Genomic DNA, 17613 nt, shown 5'->3' with positions numbered 1-17613 from the left:
GTAGTCGGCCGCTCGGCCGGTGCGAATTCTGACGCGTCTTGATACGGTTTCGACGGGTGTGCCGGGAAGTCTGGTCGGCGGTCCTGCCGTCGACCCCCGAGGACACGAGACCCTTGAGCACCGTCGCCTGGCTGTCCGTCGCCGTCTTCCTGTGCGCCTACACGCTCATCGCCACCGAGAAGGTGCACCGGGTCGCCGCCGCGCTCGGCGGTGCGGGGATCATGCTGCTGGTCCACGCCACCGACGCCTCCGCCGCCTTCTACTCGGCGTCGTCCGGCATCGACTGGAACGTCATCTTCCTCCTGCTCGGCATGATGGTCATCGTCGGCGTGCTCAGGCGGACCGGCGTCTTCGAGTACCTGGCCATCTGGGCCGCCAAGCGCGCCAGGGGCCGCCCGTACCGCCTGATGGTGCTGCTCGTCGTCATCACCGCCGGCGCCTCCGCCCTGCTCGACAACGTCACGACCGTGCTGCTGGTCGCGCCGATGACCCTCCTCGTCTGCCGGCGGCTGGAGCTGCCGGTCGCGCCCTACCTCATCGCCGAGGCGATGGCCTCCAACATCGGCGGCGCCGCCACGCTGATCGGCGACCCGCCGAACATCATCATCGCCAGCCGCAGCGGGCTGACCTTCAACGACTTCCTCGTCCACATGGCGCCGATGGTCGTCGTCCTGATGGCCGTCTTCGTCGTCCTGTGCCGGGTACTGTTCCGCCGCGCCTTCCGCTACGACGCAGGCCGGGCCGCGGAGATCATGGCGCTCGACGAGCGGGAGGCGATCGTCGACCGGCGGCTGCTGTGGCAGTCGCTGGCGGTGCTGGCCGTGGTGCTGGCCGCGTTCGTCCTGCACCCGGTGCTGCACTACGAGCCGTCGGTGGTGGCGATCCTGGGCGCGGGCATCCTGGTGGCGGTCACCTCGGTCACCACCGAGGAGGCCATCGCCGACGTGGAGTGGCCGACGCTGGTGTTCTTCGCCGGGCTGTTCGTCATGGTCGGCGCGCTGGTCAACACCGGCGTGATGGGGCAGATCGCCACGGCGGCCACCGACGCCACCGAGGGCAGGCTGGAACTGGCCACGATGGGGCTGCTGTGGGTGTCGGGCGTGTTGTCGGCGATCGTCGACAACATCCCGTACGTGGCCGCGATGGCTCCGATCGTCTCGGAGCTGGTCGCGGCCAACGGGGGCACCGGTCCCGCGCAGGTGCTGTGGTGGGCGCTGGCCTTCGGCGCCGACCTGGGCGGCAACGCCACCGCGGTCGGCGCCGCCGCCAACGTCGTGGTCCTGGGCATCGCCGCGCGGAACGGCACGCCGATCAGCTTCTGGCAGTTCACCAAGTACGGCCTGATCGTCACCCCGATCACGATCGCCCTGTGCGTGCCGTACCTTTGGTTCAGGTACCTGTGACCACGCTGTCCCTGGCCGCCCGCGCCGCGATCAGCCCGGCGCCGAGCTGGACGGCGACCAGCGAGCGCAGCGGGATCGGCGTGGAACGCGCCTCCGCCTCGGCCTCGGCGAACCACTCCTCGAAGCGTGCGGCGAACCTGGCCCGTTCGGCCCTGATGGCGGGGGTGCGGTTGCCCGCGCCGAGCTCGGCGTCGAGCATGCGCAGGTAGGTACCGCAGTAGCGCAGCCGCATGAGGTGCACGGTCTGCCGGCTGCCGACCACCTCGGCCACGGTGGCCGGCCGGTCGGTGCCGGGCATGCCGTCCCAGGCGCCGACGAACTCGTCGTGGGTGCCGACGAAGTCCTCCAGGGCGCGACGGAAGGCCGAGGGCACCGCCAGGTCGGCTTTGACGACGGCGAGCGATCGTGACAGCTCGGCGGTCAGCTCACGCTGGCCGTCGACGCTCTCCTGGATCACCTTCCCGTACGGCTCGCCGGTCGGGGTCTGGTCGGAGACGCGGTGGTCGGCCCAGTACGGCAGCTCGGTGACCAGGTGCAGGGCTCCGAAACGGTCGGCATAGTCCACCGAACCGCCGCCGATGCCGTACATCGGGCCGAGCTGCGCGCCGCGGGGGGTCACGTAGGCGGCGGGGCCGATCCGGACGGCGCTCGGCACCTCGGGCGGCCCCATGTGCAGCGGCAGCCCCTCGCCCTCGGCGAGCGCGGCCAGGCGGGCGGCGAGCTCGGTGTCGGGCCTGTTCAGGTAGGAGAAGGCGCCCTGGAGCTCGCCGTTGTGCAGGGAGTAGACGAAGGCGGGCCTGGTGTCGTCCATCAGCCGCATGAGCGCCTGGCTCTCCGGCAGGGTGCGGTCGAAGAAGTAGTCCTCACCGGTGAGCGGGAAGGTCCACTCGACCTGGTCGGCCTCGCAGGGGCGGTAGAAGTGCTCGGCGTAGGCGCGGCGGTCGCTGGGCCGGCCGTACCAGCCCTCGTTGAGCCGGGCGCCGTCGGGATCCGCGCACGGGAGCAGGTGCCAGCGGTAACCGAACTCCTCCCGCAGCCCGGCGTCCTCGATCAGCAGGCGCAGCAGCGCGCTGACGGTGAGGGCGCCGATGGGCTCGTTGGGGTGCGGCCCGCCGATGATCACGGCGTCGAGCGGTCCCGCGCCGATGGTCGCCACGCGTAGCGGCTCCCCCAGGCGCGAGGTCCCGATACGGCGCAGCCGTACCAGCCCGGGGTGGGCGGCGGCGAGCTCGTCGAGCTCGGCATGCATCTCGTCGACCGTGGGGAAGGCGGTGTATTCGGGCAGCCGGCTCAGGTAGGGGGTGACGTCCATCGGAAAAACCTCCCGATAATCTGGATTATTCTAATAATGCACATTATCGTTACGGCATGCGTCTGACGAGAGCGGAGAGCAAGGCGGCCAACAGGCGCGCGCTGATCGAGGCGGCGCGCGAGATCGTCGGCCGTGACGGCTCCAGGGCCAAGCTGGAGGACATCACCGAGCTCGCCGGGCTGACCACCGGCGCGGTGTACTCCCTGTTCGGCGGCAAGGACGGCCTGATGGTCGCCATGGTCGACGACTACGCGGGGCCCCTCGACCTGCGACCGCTGGAGACGACCGACCCCGGTGTGGGGCTGGAGGAGGTCGTGGCCGAGGTCGCCCGCATGTACCTGGAGATCTCGGCGGAGCCGCAGGCCGCCGTGAAGCTCCTGTTCGAGACGCGCGTCCTCGACCTCGTCCTCAACGAGCCAGAACTGCTCGGCAAGCTCACCGCCTCGGTCAGATCGGTCGAGGACGAGCTGGCCGGACTGTTCACCGGCCGCCCGCACGACGGGGCCACCATCACGCACGAGCAGGCGCTGCGCCTGGCCCGCGCGCTGAAGGCCCTGCTGTCCGGGCTCGGCCAGGGCGTCATCCTCGGCGCCCACGAGGCCTCCGAGACCTTCTTCGTCGAGGCCGCGCTCTCCCTGATCTCGCCGAGAGTGCTCGGCCCCGCCTAGTGGTTCGGGGGGACCACGCGGCACCTCACCCCCACCCCGAAAGGCACCACCATGCCCAGACCCGGCTACGGCATCATCGGCGCGCCGGTGTTGTTCATCGGCGTCCTCCAGGCCATGGAGATGACCATCTCCCCCGCCCTCCCGCTCATCCAGCAGGACCTGTCGGCCACGCCCGGCGCGCTCGCCTGGATCTTCACCGGCTCGCTGATCACCTCGGCGATCAGCACCCCGATCGTCGGCCGCCTGGCCGACCTGTACGACAAGCGGCGGCTGCTGCTGGCCCTGATGGCGATCAGCGGCGCCGGGATCCTCCTGTCCGCGCTGGCCCCCACCATCACCCTGCTGATCGTCGGCATGGCGGTCGAGGGCGTCTGGCTCGGCGTGCTGCCGCTGACCGTGGGCCTGTTCCGCGACACCCTCGAACCTGGCCGCGCCGCCACCGGCAACGGCCTGGTCATCGGGGTCGCCTCGCTGGCCGGGGCCCTCGGCCTCATCCTCGCGGGCCCCGTCAGCGACGTGCTCGGCTACCGGGGGCTGTTCCTGCTGGGCCTGGCCGGCACGGCGGCGGCCGCGATCTGGGCCTGGCGCGCCGTGCCGTCCACCCCGCCCACGCCTCGGACGGCCTCCGGCCGGGTCGACTGGCCTGGCGGGCTGCTGCTCGGGGGCGGCCTCGCCATGCTCATGCTCGGCCTGAGCACCGCTCCCGCCTGGGGCTGGACGTCTCCCGCCACCCTCGCGCTGCTCGCCGCCGCCGTGCTCACGCTCGGCCTGTGGGCCCGCGTCGAGCTGCGCTCCCCCGACCCGCTGGTGGACCTGAGGCTCCTGTCCGGACGCACCCCGGCGGGCGTGACCGCGATGGCCTTCGTGTTCGGCTTCGCCTCCTTCGGCCTGGTGGTGGCGCTGCCGACCATGCTGGCCGCCCCCGTCGAGACCGGTTACGGCCTGGGCGCCGACACGCTGTGGATCGGGATCTACCTGTTCCCGATGGGCGTCGCGGGCACCCTGGCCGCCCCGCTGGTCGGGCCGCTGACCAGGCTGCTGGGGCGGCGTGCCGTCCTGGTGTCGGGCGCCGCGCTCTTCTGCGCGGGCACCGCCGTCCTCGGCCTCTGGCACGGCTCCGCCTGGCCGATCGTGGCCGGGCTGACGGTCGTCGGCGTGGGCGGCTCCCTCCTGCTCACCGCCGGGCTCAACGCCGTGGCCGCCGACGTGCCCCGCCACGCGGCCGGGGTGAGCGGGGTGGTCTTCGTCGCCAAGAGCGTGGGCGGCACGTTCGGCGCGCAGCTCGGCGCCATGGTGCTGGCCGCCGGAGGCGCCACCGGGCAGGCCTTCGGCCACGCCTACCTGCTGTCGGCGGCGATCGGCCTGCTCGCCGTCGCCGCCGCCTTCGTGATCCCCTCCGCAACACGAAAGGAACCCGCATGGACCTCGATCGCCTAGAGCACGCCGTCTCCGGCGTCGACCCCGGCGGCCCAGGCCTTGCCGTGGGCGTCTACGCGGACGGCAAGCTCCTGCAATGGGCCGCGAGAGGCGTGTCCACCGTCGAGTTCGGGGTGCCGATCGACGAGCGCACCCGGTTCGACATCGCCTCCATCAGCAAGCAGTTCACCGCCGCCTGCGTGCTGCTCCTGGCCGGGGAGGGCAAGCTGAGCCTGACGGACGACGTGCGCTCCCACCTGCCCGAACTGCGGCTGGAGACGCCCGTCACGCTCGGCCGGTGCCTGCGCCACACCGGCGGCCTGCCGGAGTGGTACGGCCTGCAGGCGCTGACCGGCCTGCCCCTCCACGCGCTCGACGAGGAGCGGCTGATGGCGCTGCTGTCGGGCGTGCGCCGCACCGGCTTCGAGCCGGGCACCGCCTTCTCCTACAGCAACACCGGCTACGTCCTGGCCGCCGCCGTCGTGAGGCGGGTGAGCGGGCTGTCGCTGGCCGCCTTCGCCCGCGACCGGCTGTTCGGGCCGCTCGGCATGGACGACACCGTCTTCCGCGACGACGCCGCCGTGCCGCTGCCCCGCATGGCCTACGGCTACGACGGCGACGGCCGCCGCGCCGACACCCAGGAGAGCGTCGTCGGCGACGGCGGCGTGGTGACCAGCGTCAGCGACCTGGCGCCGTGGTTCGGCTTCCTGGCCGACGGCCGGGTGCTGGGCGCCGGCCTGCGCGAGGCGCTGCTGGCCACCACTCCGCTGGCCGGCGGCACCGCGTCGTCGTACGCCCACGGGATCAGCCACCTCTCGGTCGGCGAGCTGGCGGGGTACGGCCACGCGGGCGGCATGCACGGCTACGTCGGCAACCTCCTGTACCTTCCCGGGCCCGGCCTGGGCGTGGCCGTCCTGACCAACCACAGCGGCCTGGACCCCGTCGGCCTCAGTATGCGCCTGGCCCGCGAGCTCACCGGCCAGGACCCGCAGCCCTCGCCCGCCCTCGCGGGACCCGGCGCGAGCGAGGCGGCCATAGACGCCCTGCTCGGCCACTGGCGCGACCCGGAGAGCGGAACCACCCTGACCCTCGTCCCGGCCGAGGAGGGCACGATCCGCGTGACCGACATGACCGACGCCGTGCTCGCCCTCGGAGTCGACGGCCGATGGCACGACACGGGCGCCACCCGGCGAACCTGGCTGGCGCTGGAAGCCGGACGGCTCGTGCAGGGCGACACGCTCGCCATCCGCCCGCCCGTCGCCTTCGCGCGCTGCGAGGAACCGGGCCAGGAACCGGCGCCCGAGGGCGCCTGGCTAAGCGACGAGTACGGCGTGCTCGCCGTCGTGCGAGCAGGCGTGCTGCGGGTCGGCCTCACGCTCGAGGTCCCCGTCGCGCCCGCCCCGGCGGGAACGTGGAGCGCGGGCCCGTTCACGCTGCGCCTCGACGCGGGGGGCGACCTGCTGATCAGCGGCTTCGGCGTTCGCGAGTCGCGATTCACCGCCCAGCCCCTGGGCACCGAGCCGCTCGGCATCCCGCCCGGCCTGACGTAGGCGACGGCCGCCGCCCCTGAACCGGATGCGTGCCCGCTCCGTCCAAAGAGGGTGAGCACACCATCTCCCGCGTGTCCGGCCGACTGGCCCATGCTGCACGACCTCCCCGACGCCGCCACCGTCGACCTGAACGAGGTGTGGCAGGCGCTGCAGATGAGCGAACCCGATGCCCGCGGCATGGCGGCCGTGCGGGCGCTGGACAGGCGGGCCGGAGGCGCGGCGCGGCGGCTGCTCTTCGGAGCGCGTTCCCTGTCCGACCGCGCCGACCGCGACATGCTGGTGCACGTCCTCGTGGTCGAAGGCCGGCTGGAGCTCACCGCCTGGTCTCCGGGGTGCCCGCTGAATCCTGACCGCAGCTGGTGGCTTCGCAGCACCCTGAGCGCCGAGACGGACCTCGGGTTCGAGGGCGCCGGGGTCAACGGCGTGCACCTGCGCGCCTACCGGACCGTCCTCGCGGTCGGCGGGACCGACGGGGTGACCGTCTTCAGGGAGGACAACGGGCGGCTGGGCGAGATCGCAGCGGCGTTCTACCTGGCCTGGGAGGGGCGCCGGGCGCTCGCCGACCGCTTGGGGTGGGCGCCGGTCGAGCCGCCGTGCGAGGCGCTGGAGCTGGAGGAGTTCCTCCGGCAGGCACGGTCGCGGGTGTGGGCTTGACCCCGACCGGGGTGTGAACGTGCGTTTCGCGGCGAGAGTCCAGGTATGGACATCGACGCCTACTGGCGAGCGGCCAACTACCTGTCCGTCGGCCAGATCTACCTCCTGGACAATCCCCTGCTCACCGAGCCGCTCCAGCCCGAGCACATCAAACCCCGCCTGCTCGGGCACTGGGGCACCACGCCGGGGCTGAACTTCTGCTTCGCCCACCTCAACCGGATCATCGCCGAGCGCGACCAGGACATGATCTACATCGCCGGCCCCGGGCACGGCGGCCCCGCGGCGGTGGCGCACGCATGGCTGGAAGGCACCTACAGCGAGAAATACCCCGATATTTCGAGAGATGCGGCCGGGATGCGGCGACTGTTCCGCCAGTTCTCCTTCCCCGGCGGCGTCCCCAGCCACGTCGCCCCCGAGACGCCCGGCTCCATCCACGAGGGCGGCGAGCTCGGCTACTCCCTGGCCCACGCCTACGGCGCCGCCTTCGACAACCCCGACCTCGTCGTGGCCTGCGTCATCGGCGACGGCGAGGCCGAAACCGGCCCGCTCGCCGCCAGCTGGCACTCCAACAAGTTCCTCGACCCGCGCCGCGACGGAGCCGTCCTGCCGATCCTGCACCTCAACGGCTACAAGATCGCCAACCCCACCGTGCTCGCCCGCATCCCGGAATCCGAACTGCTCGACCTCATGCGCGGCTACGGCTACCGCCCGCACGTCGTCGGGCCCTCCCATGACGAGATGGCGGCCACCCTCGACACCGTCTTCGACGAGATCGCCGGCGACGGCCCGCCGCCCATGATCATCCTGCGCACGCCGAAGGGCTGGACGGGACCCGCCGAGGTCGACGGTCAGCAGGTCGAGGGCACCTGGCGCTCCCACCAGGTCCCCCTCTCGGGCGTGCGCGACAATCCCGAGCACCTGGCGATGCTGGAGGAGTGGATGCGCTCCTACCGGCCCGGCGAGCTGTTCGACACCGAAGGGCGCCCGCGGGAGAACGTGCTGCGTGCCGTACCCACCAAGACCATGAGCGGCTCACCCCACGCCAACGGCGGCGAGATCATGCGCCCCCTCGTCCTGCCCGACTTCCGCGAGCACGCCGTCGAGGTCAAGGCTCCCGCCACCGGGCAGAGCGAGCCCACCCGCGCCCTCGGCGCCTTCCTGCGCGACGTGATCGCCGCCAACCCCGACAGCTTCCGCCTCATGGGCCCCGACGAGACCGCCTCCAACCGGCTGCAAGCCGTCTTCGAGGCCACCGACCGCACCTGGAACGCCGCGCTCGAGCCCGGCGACGACCACCTCTCCCCCGGCGGCCGGGTCATGGAGGTGCTGAGCGAGCACCTGTGCCAGGGCTGGCTGGAGGGCTACCTGCTGACCGGCCGCCACGGCCTGTTCAACTGCTACGAGGCCTTCATCCACATCATCGACTCGATGTTCAACCAGCACGCCAAGTGGCTGGATGCCAGCCGCGACATCCCCTGGCGGCGCCCGATCGCCTCGCTCAACTACCTGCTGTCCTCCCACGTGTGGCGTCAGGACCACAACGGCTTCTCCCACCAGGATCCCGGCTTCCTGGACGTCGTGGTGAACAAGAAGGCGTCGGTGGTGCGCGTCTACCTGCCGCCGGACGCCAACACCCTGCTGTCGGTCGCCGACCACTGCCTGCGCTCCCGCGACTACGTCAACGTGATCGTCGCGGGCAAGCAGCCGGTGCTCGACCTGTTCACCATGGACGAGGCGGTCACCCACTGCACCCGCGGCCTGGGCATCGTCGACTGGGCCTCCACCGACGCCGGCCAGGAGCCCGACGTCGTGCTGGCCTGCGCGGGAGACGTGCCCACCCTGGAAACCCTGGCCGCCGCCGCGCTGCTGCGCGAACACCTGCCCGACCTGCGTGTCCGCGTCGTCAACGTCGTCGACCTGATGCGCCTCCAGCAGCCCTCCGAACATCCTCACGGACTGCCCGACGCCGCCTACGACGCCCTGTTCACCACCGACAAGCCGGTCATCTTCAACTTCCACGGCTACCCGTGGCTGATCCACCGCCTCACCTACCGGCGCACCGGCCACGCCAACCTCCACGTGCGCGGCTACAAGGAGGAGGGCACCACGACCACCCCGTTCGACATGGCCATGCTCAACGACATCGACCGCTACCACCTGGTCATGGACGTCATCGACCGGGTGCCCGGCCTGGCCGTCACCCAGGCCCACCTGCGCCAGCACATGGCCGACGCCCGGCTGCGCGCCCGCGCCCACACGCGGGAGCACGGCGAGGACGCCCCCGAGATCAGGGAGTGGGCATGGCCGTACTCGTCCTGAACATCGGCTCCTCGTCCGTCAAGTACCGGCTGGGCGCCGACGGGGGGACGATCGACGGCCACGACGGGCTCGACGACCTGCTGGGCGGCATCCGCCCGGCGCCCGAGGCCATCGGGCACCGGGTGGTGCACGGCGGCGACCGCTTCCACGAGCCGGTGCTCGTCGACGACGACGTGATCGCCGCCATCGAGGAGCTGGAGCCGCTGGCGCCCCTGCACAACCCGATCAACCTCGACGGGATCAGAAGATGCCAGGAGATCTTTCCCGGCGTCCCGCAGGTCGCCGTCTTCGACACCGCCTTCCACGCCACGCTGCCGCCCGAGGCCCGCACCTACGGCGTCCCCCGCGAGTGGGGCGTGCGCCGCTACGGCTTCCACGGCATCTCGTGCGCCTCCGTCACCCGCCGCCTGCCCGATGTCGCCAACCTGATCGTCCTGCACCTGGGCAACGGCGCCAGCGCCACCGCGATCTCCCGCGGCCGCAGCGTCGACACCTCCATGGGGCTCACTCCCCTGGAGGGCCTGGTCATGGGCTCGCGCTCCGGCGACGTCGACCCCGGCCTGGCCGGCTACCTCGCCCGGGTCAAGGGCATGGACGTCCAGACCTTCACCGACGCCCTCAGCCGCGAGTCGGGGCTGCGCGCCCTGGCCGGGACCGGCGACCTTCGCGAGGTACGGCAGAGCCTGGCGCTGGAGGTGTACTGCCGGGCCATCCGCAAATACGTGGGCGCCTACTACGCCGTCCTCGGCACCGTCGACGCGATCGTGTTCACCGGCGGCGTCGGCGAACACGACGCCAGGGTCAGGGCGATGGCGCTGTCCGGGCTCGAACGGCTCGGCATCACGCTCGACGCCGGGCTCAACGAGCGGCACGCGTCGCGGATCTCGGCGCCCGGCTCGGAGGTGAGGGTCCTGGTGATGCCCGCGGACGAGGAGGAGGAGATCGCCCGCCAGACCCGTCAGGTCCTCCGCGTGTCTAGCTAGATGCCGCTCGCCGTACGCCGGTCGAGGGTCCAGGTGAGCGCGACCGCGACCGCGACCGCCGGCAGCCAGGCCACCGCCGGCCAGCCGAGCCGTACGAGCGCGGCCGTCACCCCCGCCCCGACGGCCATGGCGGCCACGACGAGGAGCCGGCGCAGCGCGGACACGTCGGGCCTGGCCAGGTCGGCGAGCTGCCCGATGAGCGCGATGATCGCCCCCGTGACGTAGGTCGTGGCCGGCCGGCCCGCGACGCGGGCGACGACCGCGCTCTGCACGCCCATCGCCAGGCCCGCCGCGCAGATCGCCACCCAGGCGGGCAGGCCCGCGCTCATGGCGGCGGCCATCACGACGAGCAGGGCGACCTCGATGCCGAGCGCCGCCTGGGCGCGGCCCCGCCAGACCGGGCGCCGGTCGACGAGGATCGATCCCGCGAGCGCCCCGGCCAGGAAACCGCCGAGGACCAGACCGGAGTGCAGGGCGGCGGTCCCGGCCTGGCCGCCCACCGCGGTGGCCAGGAACACGATGTTGCCCGACTGCGCAGCGGCCAGGACGTGGCCCAGGACGAGCAGGGTGAGGGCGTCGACCATCCCGGCCGCCGCCGCCAGCACGACGAGCAGGCCCGTCGTGCTCCTTCCTGCCATGCGTCGTGCACGCCCCTCCTGACGCCCTTCCACGTGGGCCTTGCCGTCCCCGTGAACCAATCAGTGATCATTCGTGACTTCTCGTGAAGTGAATCAAGGGCACAACCCGTTCAATGGACGCTACGGAGAAGGCCGGAACCTCTACATGACCAGCACCGAGCCCGATGCCCTGCTGCTGAGAGCCGGGCGGTTCCTGACGCGCGGTGAGCCGTCGGCGGACCTGCACAGCATCTCCATCGTCGGCGGCAGGGAGGGGGACTCCTTCTACCGCGACCGCTGGAGCCACGACAAGATCGTGTACTCCACGCACGGGGTGAACTGCACGGGCTCGTGCCGCTGGAAGGTGTACGTCAAGGACGGGATCATCACCTGGGAGACGCAGGCCACCGACTATCCCTCGGTGGGTCCGGACCGGCCGGAGTACGAGCCGCGCGGATGCCCGCGCGGCGCCGCCTTCTCCTGGTACACCTACTCGCCGACGCGGGTGCGCTACCCGTACGTGCGCGGCGTGCTGCTGGAGATGTACCGCGAGGCCAAGGCGCGGCTGAAGGACCCGGTGCTGGCGTGGGCCGACATCCAGGCCGATCCGGAGCGCCGCCGCACCTACCAGCGGGCCCGCGGCAAGGGCGGCCTGGTGCGCGCCGAGTGGGACGAGGCCGTCGAGATCATCGCCGCCGCCCACGTGCACACGATCAAGACGCACGGCCCCGACCGGGTGATCGGCTTCTCCCCCATCCCCGCCATGTCGATGGTGTCGCACGCGACGGGCGCCCGGTTCATCGAGCTGGTCGGCGGCGCGATGGTGTCGTTCTACGACTGGTACGCCGACCTGCCGGTCGCCTCGCCGCAGGTGTTCGGCGACCAGACCGACGTGCCGGAGTCCGGCGACTGGTGGGACGCGGCCTACCTGATGATGTGGGGCTCTAACGTCCCGGTCACCCGCACGCCCGACGCGCACTGGATGGCCGAGGCCCGCTATCGCGGCCAGAAGGTCGTGGTGGTCGCGCCCGACTACGCCGACAACGCCAAGTTCGCCGACGAGTGGCTGCACCCGCACCCGGGCACCGACGGAGCGCTGGCGCTGGCGATGGGGCACGTGATCCTCAAGGAGTGCTTCGTCGACCGCGAGGTGCCCTTCTTCGCCGACTACGTGCGCAGGTTCACCGACCTGCCGTTCCTGGTGACGCTGCGCGAGAAGGACGGCGCGTTCGTGCCGGACAAGTTCCTGCGCGCCGCCGATCTCGGCGACACCGGCGAGGGCGCCGAGTGGAAGACGGTCGTCTGGGACGGCGGCCCGAAGGTCCCCAACGGGTCGCTGGGCTTCCGCTGGACCGAGTCGGGCAAGGGCCGGTGGAATCTCGACCTCGGCGACCTGAGTCCGGTGCTCTCGCTCGACGGCGACCCGGTCGAGGTGCTGCTGCCGCGGTTCGACGAGGAGGGCGTCCTGCGGCGCGGGGTGCGCACGACCCGCGCCGGCGACCACCTCGTCACCACCGTCTTCGACCTGATGCTCGCGCAGTACGGCGTGGCCAGGCCGGGCCTGCCCGGCCGCTGGCCCGCCTCCTTCGACGACGCGGGCGAGCCCGGCACGCCCGCCTGGCAGGAGATCCACACCTCGGTGCCCGCCGCCCAGGCCGTCAGGATCGCCCGCGAGTTCGCCAGGACCGCCGAGAAGACGAACGGCCGCTGCATGATCCTCATGGGCGCCGGCACCAACCACTGGTTCCACAGCGAGACGATCTACCGCACCTTCCTGGCGCTGCTGGCGCTGACCGGCTGCCAGGGCCGCAACGGCGGCGGCTGGGCGCACTACGTCGGCCAGGAGAAGTGCCGCCCCTCGACCGGCTGGGCCACGCTCGCCATGGGGCTCGACTGGCACCGGCCGCCCCGCCAGATGATCGGCACCGGGTTCTACTTCCTCAACGCCGACCAGTGGCGCTACGACCAGTTCCAGGCCGACGTGCTGGCCTCGCCGCTGGCCGAGGGGCGCCTCGCGGGCATGACCGGCGCCGACTGCCTGGCGCAGGCGGCGCGGTCGGGCTGGATGCCGAGCTATCCGACCTTCGACCGCAACTCGCTCGACCTGGCCGACGAGGCGGGCGAGGATCCCGGCCGGTACGTCGCCGAGGAGCTGAAGGCGGGCAGGCTGGGCTTCGCCTGCGAGGATCCCGACGCGCCGGAGAACTGGCCGCGGGTCATGACGCTCTGGCGGGCGAACCTGCTGGGCTCCTCGGCCAAGGGCGCGGAGTACTTCAGCAAGCACCTGCTGGGCACGCACTCCTCGCTGCGCGCCGAGGAGACGCCGCGCGACAAGCGTCCGCGCGACGTGAAGTGGCACGACGAGGCCCCCGAGGGCAAGCTCGATCTGCTGCTGTCGCTCGACTTCCGCATGACGTCCTCGACGCTGCTGTCGGACATCACGCTGCCCGCCGCGACCTGGTACGAGAAACACGACCTGTCGTCGACCGACATGCACCCGTTCGTGCACTCCTTCAGCCCCGCGGTCGACCCGGCCTGGCAGGCGCGCACCGACTTCGAGACCTTCCACCGCATCGCGCAACGTTTCTCGCAGCTGGCCGCCGGGCACCTCGACACGCGCCGCGACCTGGTGGCCACCGCGCTCCAGCACGACACGCCCGGCGAGATCAGCCAGCCGGGCGGCGTGGCCCTCGACTGGAAGCGGGGAGAGTGCGAGCCGCTGCCGGGCCGTACGATGCCGCAGATCACGGTCGTCGAGCGCGACTACACCGCGATCGGCGCGAAGATGGCCTCGCTCGGCCCGCTGGTCGAGCGGCTCGGCCTGCCGGCCAAGGGCATCACCCTGCGGCCCGACGTCGAGGTCGACAAGCTCAGGGCACGCAACGGCGCCGACGCGGCGGGACGCCCGCTGCTCGACACCGCGGTGAAGGCCTGCGACGCGATCCTCGCCCTGTCGGGCACGACCAACGGCCGGCTGGCCGTGCAGGGCTTCGAGACGCTCACCGAGCGCACCGGCCAGGAGATGGCGCACCTGGCGGCCGAGCAGGAGGGCAAGCTCATCACCTACCACGACACGCTGGCCGCGCCGGTGCCGGTGATCACCTCGCCGGAATGGTCGGGCAGCGAGGCGGGCGGGCGGCGCTACACGGCGTTCACGCTGAACACCGAGTTCCTCAAGCCGTGGCACACGCTCACCGGCCGCCAGCACTTCTTCCTCGACCACGACTGGATCCACGAACTCGGCGAGGCGTTGCCGATCTACCGGCCGCCGCTCGACATGAACCGGCTGTTCGGCGAGCCGCGCATCGGCCCCGACGGCCAGCGCGAGGTGACCGTGCGCTACCTCACCCCGCACAACAAGTGGTCCATCCACTCCGAGTACCAGGACAACCTGTTCATGCTGACGCTCTCGCGCGGCGGCCAGGTGATCTGGATGTCGGTGCAGGACGCCGCGGCCATCGGGGTCAAGGACAACGACTGGATCGAGGCGGTCAACCGCAACGGCGTCGTCACCGCCCGCGCGATCGTCTCCCACCGCATGCCCGAGGGCACGGTCTACATGCACCACGCGCAGGAACGCACCGTCGGCGTGCCGAAGGCCGAGACGACCGGCAGACGCGGCGGCATCCACAACTCGCTGACCCGGGTGATCCTCAAGCCGACACATCTCATCGGCGGGTACGGGCAGCTGAGCTTCTCCTTCAACTACCTCGGTCCGACCGGCAACCAGCGTGACGAGATCACCGTCATCCGCCGCCGCGACCAGAAGGTGGAGTACTGACATGCGCGTCATGGCCCAGATCGCCATGGTCATGAACCTGGACAAGTGCATCGGCTGCCACACCTGCTCGGTGACGTGCAAGCAGACGTGGACCAACCGCGCCGGCATGGAGTACGTCTGGTTCAACAACGTCGAGACCCGTCCCGGCCAGGGCTACCCGCGCCGCTGGGCCGACCAGGAGCAGTGGAGGGGCGGCTGGAAGCTCGACCGGCGCGGCCGGCTGCGCCTTCGCCAGGGCGGGCGGCTGCGCAAGCTCGCCGAGATCTTCTCCAACCCGGTGCTGCCGACGGTCAGCGACTACTACGAGCCGTGGACCTACGACTACGCCAACCTCCACGAGGCGCCGCTGGGCGACGACTACCCCGGCGCCCGGCCCCGCTCGCTGCTGTCAGGCCGGCCGATGGAGATCGAGTGGAGCGCCAACTGGGACGACAACCTCGGCGGCGCGACCGAGCTCGGCCCGCAGGACCCGGTCATCGAGAAGATCCGCGAGGAGGTCGGCGAGAAGGTGCGCTTCGCCTTCGAGCAGGCCTACATGTTCTACCTGCCGCGCATCTGCGAACACTGCCTGAACCCGGCCTGCGTGGCCGCCTGCCCGTCCGGCGCGATCTACAAGCGGGTCGAGGACGGGATCGTCCTGGTCGACCAGGACCAGTGCCGCGGCTGGCGGCAGTGCGTGACCGGCTGCCCCTACAAGAAGATCTACTTCAACCACCGAACGGGCAAGGCCGAGAAGTGCACCTTCTGCTACCCGCGTGTGGAGGTGGGGCTGCCGACCGTCTGCTCGGAGACCTGCGTCGGGCGGCTGCGCTACCTGGGGGTCATGCTCTACGACGCCGACCGGGTGACGCAGGCGGCCTCGGTCGCCGACGACAAGGACCTGTACGAGGCGCAGCTCGGCGTCTTCCTCGACCCGCACGACCCGGCCGTACGGCAGGCGGCCGCGCGTGACGGCGTGCCGCACGACTGGATCGAGGCCGCGCTGAGGTCGCCCGTCCACGCGCTGATCTCGAAATACCGGGTCGCGCTGCCGCTGCACCCGGAATACCGGACGATGCCGATGGTCTGGTACATCCCGCCGCTGTCGCCGATCGTCGAGGCCGTCGCCGAGACCGGCTTCGACGGCGAGGACGCCGACGTGCTGTTCGGCGCCATCGACACCCTGCGCATCCCGGTCGAGTACCTCGCCGAGCTGTTCAGCGCGGGCGACCCGCTGCCGGTCCAGCTGTCGCTGGCCAAGCTGGCCGCGATGCGCCACCACATGCGGGCGATCAACGTGGGCGACCCGGTCGACGAGGACATCGCCGCCGCCGTCGACATGACCGCCCAGCAGATCCAGGACATGTACCGCCTGCTGGCGATCGCCAAGTACGAGGACCGCTACGTGATCCCGACGGCCGCGGCGGGCGACGCCAAACGCCTGGAGGAGTCGGTGCTGCCCAACGAGTGCAGCGTCGGCGTCGTCGAGGGCGAGCCGGGGCCGCTCGGCGACGACTCGGGGCGCAAGAACCTGCCGATGGTCTCCCTGGAGACCTTTCACCTCACCCGCAAACGCCAGACCGCCGACCGCGAGGAGGAGCTGTGACCAGCCACCGGGAGCGCGTGCTCCACCAGGCCGCTTCGCTGCTGCTCGCCTATCCGGGCGGCGACCTCGCGCTGGTGCGCGACGCGCTGGAGGCCGCTCCCAGCAGGCCGGCCCGGCTGGTGCGGCCCTTCCTCGACTTCGCCGCACGGCTGACGTCCCACGAGCTGGCCGCCCACTACGTCGAGGTCTTCGACTTCAAGAACCGCCACAGCCTCTACCTGAGCTGGTGGCAGGACGGCGACACCCGGCGGCGCGGCGTCTCGCTGGTGGCCTTCAAGCAGGCCTACCGAGCGCACGGGCTGCTCCTGTCGGGCGAGGAACTGCCCGACTTCCTGCCGATCGTGCTGGAGTTCACCGCCGCGACGGGCGACACCTCGCTGCTGCTGGAGCACCGCCCCGGACTGGAACTGCTGCGCCTGGCGCTGGAAGACGCCGGCACGCCGTACGCCCACGTGCTGGCCGCCGTCTGCGCCACCCTGCCGGGGCCGTCGCCGAAGGACCGGGCCCAGGCCCGCGCGCTGGCCCGCAACGGGCCGCCGCGCGAGGACGTGGGCCTGCGGCCGTACGGCCATCTCGACCTGCTGCCCGTCCTGTCACCCGGGAGCCACCGATGAACACCTTCCTCTGGGGCGGCCTGCCCTACCTGGTCCTGGGCATCCTGGTGACGGGGCTAATCTGGCGGTTCCGCTACGACCAGTTCGGCTGGACCACGCGCTCGTCGGAGAGCTACGAGCGCAGGATCCTCCACATCGCCTCGCCGCTCTTCCACTACGGCATCCTGGCCGTCCTGGCCGGGCACATCATCGGGATCTTCATCCCGGCCTCGTGGACGGACGCGGTCGGCGTCAGCGACGACACCTACCACCTGTTCTCGCTGATCGCCGGGACCGCCGCGGGCATCCTGGCGATCGTCGGCATCGCCGGGCTCGTCTACCGGCGCAGGAGGTACGCGCCGGTCTTCCGCGCCACCACCAAGAACGACAAGTTCATGTACATCTTCCTGGTCGGCAATATCGCGCTGGGGCTGTGGGCGAAGTTGTCGCACGCCGACTACGACTACCGCTCGACCATCGGGCCGTGGGCGCGCAGCCTGTTCGTGCTGCAGCCCGACGTCGAGCTGATGACCAACGTGCCGATGGCCTTCCAGATCCACGCGCTGATCGGGATGGCGCTCTTCGCCATCCTGCCGTTCACCCGGCTGGTGCACATGTTCAGCGCCCCGGTGAAGTACCTGTTCCGCCCGTACATCGTCTACCGCAGCCGTGACCCGAAGCAGCTGGCCGAGGGCCGCTCCCGGCGCGGCTGGGAATCCGTGGAGTCCTGAC

13 protein-coding genes are annotated in these 17613 nt (G+C 71.6%); 11 read left to right on the top strand and 2 right to left on the bottom strand.

Going from position 1 to position 17613, the window contains the following annotated elements; translation table 11 throughout:
* Positions 1-113 precede the first annotated feature (113 nt).
* Positions 114-1403 carry an SLC13 family permease gene (locus tag ACIBH1_RS27655; RefSeq protein ID WP_397316849.1) on the top strand — a complete coding sequence of 430 codons (1290 nt, stop codon included), beginning with the start codon at positions 114-116 and terminating at the stop codon, positions 1401-1403.
* Here ACIBH1_RS27655 and ACIBH1_RS27650 read toward each other — a convergent pair.
* On the bottom strand, positions 1390-2715 hold the full coding sequence (locus ACIBH1_RS27650; protein WP_397316848.1) for a M14 family zinc carboxypeptidase: 1326 nt from the start codon (positions 2713-2715) through the stop codon (positions 1390-1392). The genes ACIBH1_RS27655 and ACIBH1_RS27650 overlap by 14 nt on opposite strands.
* A gap of 56 nt (positions 2716-2771) precedes the next feature.
* On the opposite strand from ACIBH1_RS27650, the gene ACIBH1_RS27645 reads away from it, so the two are divergent.
* The 6 genes from ACIBH1_RS27645 to ACIBH1_RS27620 all read left to right on the top strand — a co-directional run bounded on the left by ACIBH1_RS27645 (position 2772) and on the right by ACIBH1_RS27620 (position 10305).
* Complete coding sequence (locus ACIBH1_RS27645; RefSeq protein ID WP_397316847.1) at positions 2772-3383, top strand: TetR/AcrR family transcriptional regulator; 612 nt, start codon at positions 2772-2774, stop codon at positions 3381-3383.
* Positions 3384-3434: 51 nt separating this feature from the next.
* Positions 3435-4820, top strand: a complete 1386-nt coding sequence (locus ACIBH1_RS27640; protein ID WP_397316845.1) for an MFS transporter — start codon at positions 3435-3437, stop codon at positions 4818-4820.
* On the top strand, positions 4802-6349 hold the full coding sequence (locus ACIBH1_RS27635) for a serine hydrolase domain-containing protein (RefSeq protein ID WP_397316844.1): 1548 nt from the start codon (positions 4802-4804) through the stop codon (positions 6347-6349). The genes ACIBH1_RS27640 and ACIBH1_RS27635 overlap by 19 nt, the downstream gene beginning before the upstream one ends.
* A gap of 90 nt (positions 6350-6439) precedes the next feature.
* A complete protein-coding gene (locus ACIBH1_RS27630; protein ID WP_397316843.1) occupies positions 6440-7003 on the top strand; it encodes a hypothetical protein in 564 nt (187 codons plus the stop codon).
* A 45-nt stretch (positions 7004-7048) separates the two neighbouring features.
* Positions 7049-9322: a phosphoketolase gene (locus tag ACIBH1_RS27625; protein WP_397316842.1), complete on the top strand. Its 2274-nt coding sequence runs from the start codon at positions 7049-7051 to the stop codon at positions 9320-9322.
* Positions 9304-10305 (top strand): acetate/propionate family kinase, encoded by a 1002-nt coding sequence (locus ACIBH1_RS27620; protein ID WP_397316841.1) that lies wholly within the window; start codon positions 9304-9306, stop codon positions 10303-10305. The genes ACIBH1_RS27625 and ACIBH1_RS27620 overlap by 19 nt, the downstream gene beginning before the upstream one ends.
* Here ACIBH1_RS27620 and ACIBH1_RS27615 read toward each other — a convergent pair.
* Entirely contained in the window at positions 10302-10943 is a 642-nt protein-coding gene (locus ACIBH1_RS27615; RefSeq protein WP_397316840.1) for a YoaK family protein, read from the bottom strand. The two genes, ACIBH1_RS27620 and ACIBH1_RS27615, sit on opposite strands and share 4 nt — an antisense overlap.
* 145 nt (positions 10944-11088) lie before the next feature.
* Here ACIBH1_RS27615 and ACIBH1_RS27610 point away from each other — a divergent pair, with 145 nt between their 5' ends.
* Genes ACIBH1_RS27610 through narI form a run of 4 tightly spaced genes read left to right on the top strand, consistent with a single transcriptional unit; the run spans position 11089 to position 17612 of the window.
* Entirely contained in the window at positions 11089-14703 is a 3615-nt protein-coding gene (locus ACIBH1_RS27610) for a nitrate reductase subunit alpha (RefSeq protein WP_397316839.1), read from the top strand.
* A gap of 1 nt (position 14704) precedes the next feature.
* Positions 14705-16288, top strand: coding sequence for a nitrate reductase subunit beta (gene narH / locus ACIBH1_RS27605; protein ID WP_397316838.1), 1584 nt, complete (start codon positions 14705-14707; stop codon positions 16286-16288).
* On the top strand, positions 16285-16902 hold the full coding sequence (narJ, locus tag ACIBH1_RS27600; RefSeq protein WP_397316837.1) for a nitrate reductase molybdenum cofactor assembly chaperone: 618 nt from the start codon (positions 16285-16287) through the stop codon (positions 16900-16902). Before narH ends, narJ begins: the two co-directional genes overlap by 4 nt.
* Positions 16899-17612 (top strand): respiratory nitrate reductase subunit gamma, encoded by a 714-nt coding sequence (gene narI / locus ACIBH1_RS27595; protein ID WP_397316836.1) that lies wholly within the window; start codon positions 16899-16901, stop codon positions 17610-17612. Before narJ ends, narI begins: the two co-directional genes overlap by 4 nt.
* The last annotated feature ends 1 nt before the right edge of the window (position 17613 follow it).

It is taken from the genome of Nonomuraea sp. NPDC050663 (genome assembly GCF_044456985.1).
Lineage (GTDB): Bacteria > Actinomycetota > Actinomycetes > Streptosporangiales > Streptosporangiaceae > Nonomuraea.
The sequence above is the reverse complement of the archived record's forward strand: the minus strand, read 5'-3'. Positions and strand labels throughout refer to the sequence as shown.